Origin of the sequence: Bernardetia aquimarina (assembly GCF_042180575.1) — a bacterium.
In the GTDB taxonomy this organism is placed as follows: Bacteria; Bacteroidota; Bacteroidia; order Cytophagales; family Bernardetiaceae; genus Bernardetia.
This window is the reverse complement of record NZ_CP170094.1, coordinates 1,843,500-1,855,712: the sequence shown is the minus strand read 5'-3', so window position 1 is coordinate 1,855,712 and position 12,213 is coordinate 1,843,500. Positions and strand designations below refer to the sequence as shown.

Here is a 12,213-nt window from a genome sequence, read left to right as displayed (position 1 = left end):
GAATCCCAAGTCTTCATAAAGTTTAATTACAACTACTTATCAACAGTGTCATTAGTTCATTACTTTTATCCCAAAAGATTTGATTTGTATATCCCCATGCTGTATAAACAATCACTAAATTTTTATTTGGCACAACTAATACAAACTGTCCTCCATGTCCGTCTGCATAATACGCATTCCAAGCAGGTAAAATCCAAAAATAATATCCATAGGGTTCATTATGGCTGTTAGCCGAAACTTGTGTAGTTGTTGCATTTTTGAGATAAGTGCTATCTATGAGTTGCTTAGTATTCCACTTTCCATTTTGTAGTAATAACTGTCCTAGTTTACCCAAATCTCTTGGTTTTAAAAATAAACTAAATGCGCCAAATGTTGTTCCATCTTTGGCTTTTTCCCATTTCCATTTTGTAATATTGAGCTTTGAAAATAGTTTTTCTGCTGCGTATTGCTCTAAGTTTTTATTGCTTTTTGTTTCAATAACTTTCGAAATCAACTGAGGTGCGCCATCGTTATAATTCATAACCAAACCTGCTGGATATTCTTTTTTGAAGGAAAGAACATGTTTTATAGAGTTCTTCGAAGTCCTGTATAAATCTAGTGTATGCTTGCTATTATCAAACTCAAGACCTGTTCGCATGGTTAAAGCATCCGAAATTGTTATATCTCTTTTGTCTGTATCTTCATCAAAATAAGTCGGATAGATAGCATACAGTTTTTCATCTATTGAATCTATAAGACTATCTTGAATAGCAATTCCTGTCAAAATAGAAGTTACAGATTTGGTGCAAGATTGAATATTTGCCAATTTATTAATATCATTTTTATCATTGGGATAGGCTTCTGCTACCAACTTTCCATTTCTAAAAACAAGAAGACTTTTTGCCATTTTAAAACGCTCATCTTCATAAACTAATTGATAGGCTTTATTCAATAATTCGGTATTTATTTCTTCTTCTTGAGGTGTAGAAATTATCCAATCATCATAGTTTTGAATAGGCTCAAATCCAGTATAATTCAATTTGAAAGGTTCATCTGCCAAACAAGAAACAAACAAAAATAAAATACAGCAAACACAAATATATTTTTTCATAAGTATAATTTCAGACCGAGAAGATGTTGAATAGTAGAAAAGGAATTGCTTTTTGAAGTATCTAATTTTGTATAACTAAACTGATACAGAAACCCTGTTTTAAATTTAGCCTTACTTTTTGGTTTGTACTCTAAACTAGATTGTATAGCTCTGTTCTTATTCCAAGTTCCAAGTTGAGGATTAGCATGAAAATTAGTAATCAATCCTTCAAAAGATAAATCATCGATTTTATATTGTCTATCTACTTCTGGACGGATCACCAAAAATAGAATGGGTAATTGAAGACAAACTATAAAAGAATCATCATTAGAAAGTTGATAATAAAGTCTATTAGAAAACTTCAAATCAATAAAATTTGCCCAATACAAATGACTATCATCCCAATTTGGATAATGAGAAATGGCATAATTTAGTCCTGTTGCTATCCCACTATAAAAAGTATAATTATTCGTTTTTTGTATCAGAAATGAATACTCATAATTCAATTTGAAGTGTAAATTTATTGAAGAGGGATGATTTTCAAAAACGGTCTTGACTTTAGAATAAAGAAAATTTGTTTGAAAAGAAGAAAGATTCTTATTTATTCTCGTAAAACCATAATTCAATTCATATCCAATTCCTGTATGAACTTTTGGGTGGAGATTATTTTCTTTTATTTGATTTATGCCTATCGAAACTTGAAAATGCTTTTCCTTACAAATAGAACCTGCCTTGGATTGTCCAAAAGAAATAGATAGTTTACAAATCAATAGCAGTACAAAAAATAGTTTTTTCATCAAGAAAAGGTTTAGACATTTTTATCTTATCTAAATTTACATAATTATTCAAAAAAAGGACACAGAATTATAAAAAATTCTATATCCTTTTTTACTAAAAGTGCATTTTCATTCCTTCATGAGTTGATTTGAATCCTAAGTCTTCATAAAATTTAATGGCTTGTGGTCTTTTTTTATCTGTTGTTAATTGTAATACGTGTGCATTTCGCTGTTTTGCTCTGTTTATAGCCCATTCAAACATCGCTTTTCCAATTCCTAATCCTCTTTTATCTTTTCTAATTCTGACGGCTTCTATTTGCGCTCTAATTCCCCCCCGATAAGTCAGATATTGAATAAATGAGAGTTGTAAAGTTCCTATAATTTCAGTATTTTTATCAGCACCTTCATCTTCAACAACAATCAATTCTTGATTTTTATCAGCATTTATTTCTTCAAAAGCCTTTATATATTCTTGTGGTAATGGGTTTTGAAAATTTTCTCTTTTTTGTCCCAGTTCATCATCAGCAATCATTTCTACAATTTTTGAAACGTCTTCTTTTGTGGCTTTTCTGAAGTTCATAAGTGGCTTTTTAATAGTTTTCTAAACCTATATTATCATCAGTATATTCTAAATCAAGTCCTTTATAAACATTCAATATTAGTCTAGGATTCAATTCGGTGTACATTAATCCATTTATTTTTACTGTGTAAATTTTACAATGATCTCCAAAAGGATAGAAAGAATTATATTTAGTAATTGCAGTACAAAGATAGAAGTCAGTCTTAAATACAGATATATTTTTGTCTTTTCTAACAAATTTTAGACTTTCCTTCACTATATAATTCGAAAGACTGATTATTGTTGTTTCTATTTGAAAAGATGAAACAAGCATTGTAGTGGTATAGCTTTGATTTTTACTCTTTTCTATTAAACTATCCAATATTATTTCATTTTCTGCAAGAATTATGTTGGTAATAGAGTCTTGTAATTTATTAGATTTATATTCCATCCTAGACTTATCAGGCATACTAGACGTTCCCAATGGGGCAGTGTAATTACAGTCATATTTAGAATGGTAATAAGGTACAATAAAACCAAAATAGAGTATTGTAATCAGTAATGCCAAAAATGATGTTAGATATACTTTTTTCATTATTTTTTATTTTTCAGTAAATCTTACACTTGTTAAATTTTAGATTTATTATTATTTTGACTAGCAATGAATACACAAATCTAAGAAATTAATATAAAACAAAAAGGATACAGAATCATAAAAAAATTCCATATCCTTTTTACTTCAAAATTATTTTATCAAAAAAGGTAATTTTCATTTATATTCATCATAAAGATCATTAACCAATAAGTTCAAATATTTAGTTCAAATACTTCGGCAAAGTAGCTTCAAACTCTTCTTTTGCATCATCAACTGAAAGCCAAATAGTTCCATCTACTTGACAAACTTTTTCAGAAACCACGCTTCCAAGCTCTGAAAAATCTACATTTTGAATTTTGAGTAATGCTTCAAATTCTTCTTTCTTATCTTTAGAAACAGAAACAACAACTCTACTCTGACTTTCTCCAAACCAAAAAGCATCTTTACGCACTTTGTGAGAAGTCGTCTTGACAGAAAAACCTAAATCTTTACTGGCTGCCATTGCTGATTCTGTAAGTGTTACGAAAAGTCCACCATCTGAAACGTCATGAGCAGAAACAATAAGTTTGTTTTTGATAAGTTCTAAAATCGTTTTTTGAAGTTTTGATTCTTCTTCTAAGTCAATAAAAGGAGCAGGAGAGGCTTTGTACTTATGATACGAATACAAATATTCCGACGAAGAAATATCATTTCTTGATTTACCAACTTGATAAATAATATCGCCTTCATTTTTAAAATCTAACGTCATTTTGAGCTTAATATCTTCCAAAAGACCTAACATTCCGATTGTCGGAGTAGGAAAAACAGGACCTTCATCCGAAGATTGATTATAAAAACTCACATTTCCACCTGTTACAGGCGTTTTGAAAACTTCACAAGCTGCTTTCATTCCTTTTATTGCTCCTACAAAATGCCAATATACTTCTGGAATATATGGATTTCCAAAGTTCAAGCAGTTTGTAATCGCAACAGGCTCTCCACCACTACAAACAATATTTCTGGCAGCTTCTGAAACGGCAATCATAGTTCCTTTTTCTGGGTCTGCATTGACATAACGAGAATTACAATCTACCGAAATAACAATATTTTTATTTGTTCCTTTTACATTTACAATCGCTGCATCAGAAGGTTGGTTTGTAGAAGTATTTGCCGTTCCGACCATCGAATCGTACTGTTCTGAAATCCAACGACGAGAAGCAATATTTGGATGTCCAATTAAAAATTTAGCAATTTCAGGGAGTTTTTCATCTTCTGGTTCTTCTATTTCATCAATCTGAAACTGTTGGAATTCACTAAAATAAGCAGGTTCTGTATATTCTCTATTATAAACTGGTGCGCCACCTCCCAAAACCAAATCATCGGCAGGAACATCAGCCACTAATTCATCATTTACATAAAACTCTAGTCTTTTGGTGTCTGTAACTACTCCAATTTGAGCGCAATTCAAATCCCATTTATCAAAAATAGCTTGTAACTCGGCTTCTTTTCCTTTCTTAATAACAATAAGCATACGTTCTTGTGATTCTGATAAAAGAATCTCAAAAGGCTGCATATTTTTTTGTCTTGTCGGAACTTTATCCAAATAGATTTTCATTCCGTGTTCTCCTTTTGCACTCATTTCGGAAGTTGAGCAAGTAATTCCTGCTGCTCCCATGTCTTGAATTCCTATCAAATGTCCTGTTGCAATGGCTTCTAAAGTTGCCTCTAAAAGCAATTTTTCTTGGAAAGGGTCGCCTACTTGTACGGCTGGAAGGTCTTTTATCGAATCATCTGAAATGTCTTTTGAGGCAAATGAAGCTCCATGAATTCCGTCTTTTCCTGTTGCAGAACCTACAATATAAACAGGATTTCCTACGCCAAACGAAATAGCAGAAGCAATTTTATCAGTTTCTACAATTCCTGCTGAAAAAGCATTTACTAATGGATTTACATTATAACATTCATCAAAATAAACCTCTCCTCCTACTGTTGGGATTCCAAAGGCATTTCCATAATCTCCAATTCCTTTGACTACACCACGAACTAGCCATTGTGTTTTTGGAGAGCTAATTTTGCCAAAACGAAGTGAATTGAGTTGAGCAATAGGTCTTGCACCCATCGTAAAAATATCTCTATTTATTCCTCCTACACCTGTTGCAGCTCCTTGATACGGCTCTAAGGCAGACGGATGATTATGCGATTCTATTTTAAAACTACATGCCAAACCATCTCCAATATCTACTAAACCTGCATTTTCTTCTCCTGCTTCTACGAGCATTCTATCTGATTTTTTGGGAAGTGTTTTGAGCCAAACAATAGAGTTTTTGTAAGAACAATGTTCTGACCACATAACAGAAAAAATACTTAATTCAGTAAAATTGGGAGTTCTGCCGAGTATTTCTTCAATTTTGGTAAATTCTTCTGCTGTAAGTCCAAGTTTTTGTGCTGTTTCGGTTGTCGTGATTTCCATATTTTTGTTAGGCGAATAAATAATTGAGACGAGTTGAAAAACAAATTAGTATCAGATTGCTATTACTTATGAATATGCAAAAGTAACAATTTTTAGAGAGTTTGAGTAACCTAATTTTAATCAAATTTGTATTCTAAAGAAGTTATGACAAAAAAATAGAACATGAATCAGATATTTTTGGAGCTATTTCGAATTTTTCAAAACAAGTTTGTGAGGCAATACGTTTTCAGAGAGGAAAGAATAAATATTTTTTTTGTAAAACACTTTCTTTTTATTGTATATTTGATAGAATTACCTATAAATATAATTGATTTATAATTGACTTTGAAAAAATAGTCTAACCAACTACTCAATTTTCAGATACATTTTTTCTTATCTGTTTTCAAACATGGCATTCAAATCATCTCTTCGGACACGTATCACAACAGGGTTACTTTTTTTGTTAGGAATTATCATTCTTATTAGTGGTGTTGCTGTTTTTTATTTGACTCGCCTTTCTAATTCATCTGATAAAGTTCTTCATGAAAATTATCAAACTCTCTTTTTTATTCGAAATCTGACAGATGCTTTTCAAGTAGTTTCTTCTTCTCAAATACGTTATGTCGCTCAACAAAATTTTAATTATGAAAGTTATAAAAAGTTTGATATTCTGACAAGAGTTTATATTGATTCTTTAGATGAAATTATTGATAGTAAAGAGGAAAAAAAATATTTAGATTCTCTTTCTACTGGGTATTCAAAATTGATTAGAGAGTTTGATGAAACACGGCGAGATGGCTCTATTAAGCTCCCAGATATGAATCTTTATTATTCAAAATTAAGATTGAACTTCTTACCTGTAAGAGAATATTTAGACAAACTTAGAGAAATAAATCAAAATGAAGTTATAAAGAAAAATGACTTAGTTCAACAAAATACTGAAGAAGCTCTCTTTTATATGGCTATTATCGGAGGGTTTTGTGTGTTGATTACGGTGGGTTTTATATTTTATTTTCCTGTTTATTTGACAAAGCCTTTGAATGAGCTTTACTTAGCTTTGGAAGAAATGAGTAATAAAAATTATACGAAACGTCTGCATGTAGGTTCTACAGATGAGTTTGCACGACTAGCCATTTCTTTTAATAAAATGTCTAATAAAATAGCTGAATTTGAAAATATTAATTTAGAAAAAATATTAATTGAGAAAAAACGAACAGAAACAATCATTGAACATCTTCAAGATGGAATTATTGGTGTAAGTGCTCAAAATAAAATTCTTTTTATTAATCAAGTAGCTGAGATTTTACTTGATATGTCTTCTGAAGAAGCTGTCAATATGTATATTCCAGATTTGTTAGTTAATAATGATATTCTTTATCATGTGATGATTGATTTGATGGATATAGAAAAAGGACAGTTGTTTGCCGAAAAAACAATTAAAGTTCCGTCAGCAGACCGAGATTTGTTTTTTTCTAGGCAAGTAATGAGTCTTCCCGAGACAGAAGAACTTTCAGGATTGATTATACTTCTCAAAAATGTAACAAAGTTTACAGAAATGGATGCTGCCAAAACACATTTTATAGCAACCATTTCACACGAATTAAAAACTCCTTTAGCAGCAACACGTTTGAGCTTAGGATTATTGAGAGATACAAGATTAGGACAACTCAATGAAGATCAATCAGATTTGATTGGAGATATAGAACAAGCTACCGAACGTCTTTTTGCACTCACAAGTGAGATTCTGCAATTATCACAAATTGAATCTGGTAAAATAAAGATAAATCTACAACCAGTTGGGGTAGATGATTTGGTAAACTATACTTTACAAGCCATAAAAGTAGCTGCTGAACAAAAATTCTTATCTATAGAAGCTAATATTGCACCTAATTTACCCACGTTTTTTGCAGATATTGATAAAATAAAATGGGTTATTATTAATTTCTTGACAAATGCAATACATTATGCACCTCAAAAGTCAGAAGTAAAATTGAGTATTTATCCTGATGATAATGGAATTCTATTTTCGGTAAATGATAAAGGAAAAGGCATTAGTGAAATGTATTATCTGAAAGTATTTGAGAAATATTTTCAAATTCCTGATGCAGATGGAAATACAGACAAAAAAGGTTCTGGGCTAGGGCTTGCTATTTGTAGAGAGTTTATAGAAGCACACAAAGGCGAAATTTGGGTGGAAAGTGAAGTAGGAAAAGGTAGTACATTTTTCTTTTGGCTTCCCTTAAATACATAAAAATATCTGTTAAAAGAATCAAAAAACACTTACTCCAAATAATATAATGTTATTTTGCTTCAAAACTTCTTTTATTTGGCTAGTATCTAATAAAAGTTTTATATAATTTTGCACTACAATAAAAACGTTTACCTCTTTGTATGCGTTATATACATTTTAATTTCTATTGTATCATCAAATTTATAAACTGATATTTAGTTATGGCACTTCATTATAAAATAGATCTAATTGATAAACAGATTTTGGAAATTCTTCAAGAAAACGCCAAAATTACAAACGCTCAACTTTCTAAAGACATCAACCTTTCACCTGCACCTACTTTAGAACGTGTCAAAAAACTAGAAAATGCTGGTTATATTCAAAGTTATCATGCTCGTCTTGATGCTCAAAAATTGGGATTGGGAGTAGCTACTTTTGTAAGTGTAAAACTAAACAAACATAATAAAACAAGTAACGAAAATTTTGTAAAACAAGTAAGGGAAATCGACGAAATTGTTGAGTGTCATTATGTTACAGGTTCTAGTGATTATGTATTGAAGGTAGTTTCAAAAGACATTGATTCATATCAAAGTTTGATTATGAATAAAATTAGTGAAATTTCTGAAGTAGATAATATGCAAACCATGGTAATTCTTAACACAATAAAAGATAGTGATTCATTACCTATTCCAGAAGCTACTCCAGCATTGATAAAAAACATAGAAAACAGTTAATAAAAATCTGTTTCACTATTACTCTTCAAGAATAGCTGACAGAATAGTAATGAAAAATAACAATGTAATAATTCTGTAACATTAGGTTTATAGCTTATCAAATACTATATTAAGAAGTATTTGCTAACATCTACTACCTAATTTTGCTTTAAATTTTGTATTTTTGTTTAAAACTAAACCCTTTTTCCTCCCCTATAAAAGGCTAAAAGTATAATCAAATTTTCTACATTTTGCTACTTTGTTATTTTACTAAAAATATTTCTATTCTGTCATGCATATTGATCTTACCAACTCTGATAAAAAAGTAAAACTTTGTCGTCAAGGTTTTTTGTATTTACGTAAAAAAGGAATTCATGAAGGTTGGCGATTACATTCGGCTGGCTATGCTGTGCTTCAACAAATGAAGTTTGGCAAAATTCAGACGCTTTATATGCACAAAATATTAGCTGATAACTTTGTCAAAAAGCAAGATACTGATAAAAGGCTTTTTGTACGTATGCTTGATTCTAATAAATTAAATTGTCAGATAGAAAATTTAGAATGGGCAACCATGTCAGAACTTCGTCGTCATCAAACCAATCATACCCCAAATAATTACAGAGGAGTTTCGAAAGATGGTAAGAAATATAGAGCTATTATTTATGACCAAGGCGAACGGATTTATTTAGGTGTTTTTGATACACCCGAACTAGCAGCCGTCGCCTATAATCAAGAATCTTTAAAACGTTTTGGAGTAACTGAAAGCCTTAATGAGCTTCCAAGCCCTTTAGATATGAGTCCTCCTCCAACAAGAAATGAAACACCAAATGCAAGAGGAAGTAAATAGTATATTGATAATGAGTTGATTGTTACCTGTTTTTAGTCTAATAAGACTTTATTCGGGTCTAGTTTATCTAAAAATCTTACTTTGTAGTTATCTAAGTAATCTTGGTAGAATTTTCCATTTATCCATTCTGAATCAAGAGTAGCCTCCCATTTTTCATAAAAGGTTATAGCTGGTGTATTCCAATCCAAGACTTGCCACGTCATCATATTCGTGTTTTGGCGTTTGGCTTCTAGGATAGTCGCTTCAAAAAGAAGTTTACCTATTCCTTCACCTCTATATTCTTCATTTACTAAAAAATCTTCCAAGTACAAACAGCGTCCTTTCCAAGTAGAATAACGAATATAAAAAAGTGAAAATCCTATAATTGTGTCGCCTTGTTCTGCCACGATTGCACCATAAGAAGGATTCTCTCCAAATCCATCAATAGTCATTTGTTCAGGAGTTGTACTGACTTCGTGTTCTGCCTTTTCATAAATAGCAAGTTCGACAATCAAATCAAAAATTTGAGGAACATCTTTTTCAGTAGCTCTACGTATTGTTGTTTTTTTCATAATTTAGAATAAATAATAAGCGTTTGTCTATTTTAGTATGTAAATTTGCTCAATTAAATGTAGCAAAACAAAAAAATATAGGAATAAATTTGTTTTCAATTTTTCGATAAACACAGATTATATAAACTTTCAGTTTTGTGTTTTTAGCTAAACTATTATCAAACGAGTTATATTCGTAATTCGTAATTTTTAATTCGTAATTATTTCTTGTAGAAACATGTCTGACCTTCTTCACTCTTCCAATACATTAACCTCTTCTTTACAAATCTCAATCGTTATTCCTCTTTTTAATGAAGATGAATCATTACCTCCTTTGCATGATTGGATTGTGAAAGTAATGGAAAAAAACAACTTCTCGTATGAAATTATATTCATAAATGATGGAAGTACAGATAATTCGTGGAAAGTAATTGAAGAATTAGCACAAAAAAACGAAAGTGTAAAAGCAATTTGTTTTTCAAGAAATTACGGAAAATCGGCAGCCTTAGATGCAGGATTTAAAATTGTGAGGGGAGATGTAGTCATTACAATGGACGCAGACTTGCAAGACAGTCCAGACGAAATTCCAGAATTATATGACTTAATCAAAAATCAAAACTTTGATTTGATTTCAGGGTGGAAGAAAAAACGCCACGACCCACTTTCCAAAACACTTCCTACCAAACTTTTCAATGCTGCCACTCGTGCTTTTTCAGGAATCAAACTAAACGACTTTAATTGTGGATTAAAAGCCTATAAAGTTGAAGTTGTCAGAACTTTAAATGTTTATGGAGAAATGCACCGTTATTTACCTGTTTTGGCAAAATGGAATGGTTTTACAAAAATCGGAGAAAAAGTAGTCGAACACCGTGCAAGACAGTTTGGAAGTACAAAGTTTGGTTTAGAACGCTTTACAAATGGACTTTTAGACTTGCTTTCAGTTACTTTTATTACAAGATTCAAGAAAAAACCGATGCACTTTTTTGGCACATTCGGTTTGCTTTCTTTTTTTATGGGGTTTGGAATTGCTTTTTGGCTTCTATTAGAAAAATTACTTGGTATTCATTCTCGTGAACCTGTTGATGCACCACTTTTTTATATTTCACTTCTTGCTATTAGTGTTGGTACTCAGCTTTTTTTAGTTGGTTTTCTTGCCGAAATGATAGTTATTCATTCTAATGAAAGAAATGATTATATCATATCAAAAGAAATATAAGAAGAGTTTACTTAAAAAACTTATCCAAGTTCAACTTATCTTTATATTTTTCCATTAATTCAGCAGTATATTTTTCAGCAGCTTTTGTACCTGCTTGTTTGGCAAAATTAGTTACCATAGGCAAAAGGAGTGTCCAAATAACAGAACCCACACCTTTATTATTTTTGGTAGCTAATACAGCATCATTATTTCCTTGTTGCACATATACGATTTGAGGTTCTTGATTTTTGGCTTTTTTACGTTTTTTCTTTCTAAACATTCCAAATACAAAACTAACTACTTTAATTCCCACAAAAGCAGAAGCACCACCAATAAGTGCCAATTTTGCTACTTTGGTTGTTTCGTCTTTTGTATCTACAAATTGATTTTGAAGTCTTAGCTTTTGACCTTGTTGAGCTTTTAAAAGTTCTTCTTTATGCGCTTTAAATGATTTTTCCATGATTAAACTAAAAATAAACAATGATGAAAATAAAGATGAAAAATTACTATTTGTAACTGGATTGTTTTTAATGATAAAAATTAGCTAATTTTAGTTTGTATCAACATTATTTTCATTTTGTGTTGGTAGATTAGGATTTGATGGGGTTGAAGCTTCTTTTTCTATATTTTTTTGACTGGTTTTAGCTATTTCTTGCTGCTCCTCTTTCAACCTTTTAAGTTTCTTTTCTGGATAAGTTATTTCATCCAAACTGGTCAATTCTAAAGGAGTTCCTTTTATTCCGTCACTTACTCCTTTTTCTACTTTTGTCTGAATAAAAGACTGTACAGCAGCAAAAATAAGTGCAAGTGTACTATAAAACAGCGTCAAAATAAAGAAACCTGTCCAATAACGAGAATTAAAAAACCATTCACTAAGCCCAAAACCTATTACTAAATTACCAAAAATAAAAATACAAAGCCCCAAAAAAGCAAATACAGCACCTTTAATAATTCCAAAAATTGCTTTTGAAGAACCTTCCACAATAGAAGTCTTGATAATTTCTGTTTGTAAATCAATATATATTTTTACTTCTTTTGTCAAAGCATCTATACCAAAATATTTCTTAATTTGTTCTATAATTTGTTGTTTGTCCACGAGCTGTAAAAATTTCAGTTGAAAAAATGGAATATCTAATTAAAGGCTAAAAATAACAATTTTTGAAGGTTTATCAATAATTATTTCAAAAACACTCTTGTTTCGAAAAAGTTTAAGCTATTTGATATTTTAATCATTGCTAAATGACTTCTTAATAAAAACTCTAAATTCAAAT

At 30.7% G+C, this 12,213-nt stretch carries 12 protein-coding genes; 4 read left to right on the top strand and 8 right to left on the bottom strand.

All coding sequences use genetic code 11. The annotated features are described in order from the left end of the window. Positions 1 to 22: 22 nt before the first annotated feature. From ACE193_RS07755 to purL, 5 genes are all read right to left on the bottom strand, one after another. Positions 23 to 1,090 carry a serine hydrolase domain-containing protein gene (locus ACE193_RS07755; RefSeq protein ID WP_375562431.1) on the bottom strand — a complete coding sequence of 356 codons (1,068 nt, stop codon included), beginning with the start codon at positions 1,088 to 1,090 and terminating at the stop codon, positions 23 to 25. Then, positions 1,087 to 1,866 (bottom strand): hypothetical protein, encoded by a 780-nt coding sequence (locus tag ACE193_RS07750; protein ID WP_375562430.1) that lies wholly within the window; start codon positions 1,864 to 1,866, stop codon positions 1,087 to 1,089. Before ACE193_RS07750 ends, ACE193_RS07755 begins: the two co-directional genes overlap by 4 nt. A gap of 94 nt (positions 1,867 to 1,960) precedes the next feature. After that, positions 1,961 to 2,425 (bottom strand): GNAT family N-acetyltransferase, encoded by a 465-nt coding sequence (locus ACE193_RS07745; protein WP_375562429.1) that lies wholly within the window; start codon positions 2,423 to 2,425, stop codon positions 1,961 to 1,963. A 10-nt stretch (positions 2,426 to 2,435) separates the two neighbouring features. Continuing rightward, entirely contained in the window at positions 2,436 to 2,999 is a 564-nt protein-coding gene (locus tag ACE193_RS07740; RefSeq protein ID WP_375562428.1) for a hypothetical protein, read from the bottom strand. Positions 3,000 to 3,219: 220 nt separating this feature from the next. Beyond that, positions 3,220 to 5,448, bottom strand: coding sequence for a phosphoribosylformylglycinamidine synthase subunit PurL (gene purL / locus ACE193_RS07735; RefSeq protein ID WP_375562427.1), 2,229 nt, complete (start codon positions 5,446 to 5,448; stop codon positions 3,220 to 3,222). A gap of 388 nt (positions 5,449 to 5,836) precedes the next feature. On the opposite strand from purL, the gene ACE193_RS07730 reads away from it, so the two are divergent. The 3 genes from ACE193_RS07730 (at position 5,837) to ACE193_RS07720 (ending at position 9,217) form a co-directional block, all read left to right on the top strand. Continuing rightward, on the top strand, positions 5,837 to 7,678 hold the full coding sequence (locus ACE193_RS07730; protein WP_375562426.1) for an ATP-binding protein: 1,842 nt from the start codon (positions 5,837 to 5,839) through the stop codon (positions 7,676 to 7,678). A gap of 200 nt (positions 7,679 to 7,878) precedes the next feature. Continuing rightward, a complete protein-coding gene (locus ACE193_RS07725; protein ID WP_375562425.1) occupies positions 7,879 to 8,391 on the top strand; it encodes an Lrp/AsnC family transcriptional regulator in 513 nt (170 codons plus the stop codon). Positions 8,392 to 8,662: 271 nt separating this feature from the next. After that, positions 8,663 to 9,217 (top strand): hypothetical protein, encoded by a 555-nt coding sequence (locus ACE193_RS07720; RefSeq protein ID WP_375562424.1) that lies wholly within the window; start codon positions 8,663 to 8,665, stop codon positions 9,215 to 9,217. A 32-nt stretch (positions 9,218 to 9,249) separates the two neighbouring features. Here the strand turns inward: ACE193_RS07720 and ACE193_RS07715 are convergent, their stop codons facing one another. Next, positions 9,250 to 9,768 (bottom strand): GNAT family N-acetyltransferase, encoded by a 519-nt coding sequence (locus ACE193_RS07715; protein ID WP_375562423.1) that lies wholly within the window; start codon positions 9,766 to 9,768, stop codon positions 9,250 to 9,252. Between the two features lie 217 nt (positions 9,769 to 9,985). On the opposite strand from ACE193_RS07715, the gene ACE193_RS07710 reads away from it, so the two are divergent. Further along, entirely contained in the window at positions 9,986 to 10,963 is a 978-nt protein-coding gene (locus tag ACE193_RS07710; RefSeq protein ID WP_375562422.1) for a glycosyltransferase family 2 protein, read from the top strand. 7 nt (positions 10,964 to 10,970) lie between these two features. On the opposite strand, the gene ACE193_RS07705 is transcribed toward ACE193_RS07710, so the two are convergent. Then, on the bottom strand, positions 10,971 to 11,402 hold the full coding sequence (locus ACE193_RS07705) for a hypothetical protein (protein ID WP_375562421.1): 432 nt from the start codon (positions 11,400 to 11,402) through the stop codon (positions 10,971 to 10,973). 90 nt (positions 11,403 to 11,492) lie between these two features. Beyond that, positions 11,493 to 12,038, bottom strand: a complete 546-nt coding sequence (locus tag ACE193_RS07700) for a phage holin family protein (RefSeq protein WP_375562420.1) — start codon at positions 12,036 to 12,038, stop codon at positions 11,493 to 11,495. Positions 12,039 to 12,213: the final 175 nt, after the last annotated feature.

Excerpts from the sequence above, each read along its gene's own strand:
- ACE193_RS07755 (WP_375562431.1), bottom strand. The coding sequence starts at position 1,090 with ATGAAAAAATATATTTGTGTTTGCTGTATTTTATTTTTGTTTGTTTCT.
- ACE193_RS07750 (WP_375562430.1), bottom strand. The coding sequence starts at position 1,866 with ATGAAAAAACTATTTTTTGTACTGCTATTGATTTGTAAACTATCTATT.
- ACE193_RS07745 (WP_375562429.1), bottom strand. The coding sequence starts at position 2,425 with ATGAACTTCAGAAAAGCCACAAAAGAAGACGTTTCAAAAATTGTAGAA.
- ACE193_RS07740 (WP_375562428.1), bottom strand. The coding sequence starts at position 2,999 with ATGAAAAAAGTATATCTAACATCATTTTTGGCATTACTGATTACAATA.
- purL (WP_375562427.1), bottom strand. The coding sequence starts at position 5,448 with ATGGAAATCACGACAACCGAAACAGCACAAAAACTTGGACTTACAGCA.
- ACE193_RS07730 (WP_375562426.1), top strand. The coding sequence starts at position 5,837 with ATGGCATTCAAATCATCTCTTCGGACACGTATCACAACAGGGTTACTT.
- ACE193_RS07725 (WP_375562425.1), top strand. The coding sequence starts at position 7,879 with ATGGCACTTCATTATAAAATAGATCTAATTGATAAACAGATTTTGGAA.
- ACE193_RS07720 (WP_375562424.1), top strand. The coding sequence starts at position 8,663 with ATGCATATTGATCTTACCAACTCTGATAAAAAAGTAAAACTTTGTCGT.
- ACE193_RS07715 (WP_375562423.1), bottom strand. The coding sequence starts at position 9,768 with ATGAAAAAAACAACAATACGTAGAGCTACTGAAAAAGATGTTCCTCAA.
- ACE193_RS07710 (WP_375562422.1), top strand. The coding sequence starts at position 9,986 with ATGTCTGACCTTCTTCACTCTTCCAATACATTAACCTCTTCTTTACAA.
- ACE193_RS07705 (WP_375562421.1), bottom strand. The coding sequence starts at position 11,402 with ATGGAAAAATCATTTAAAGCGCATAAAGAAGAACTTTTAAAAGCTCAA.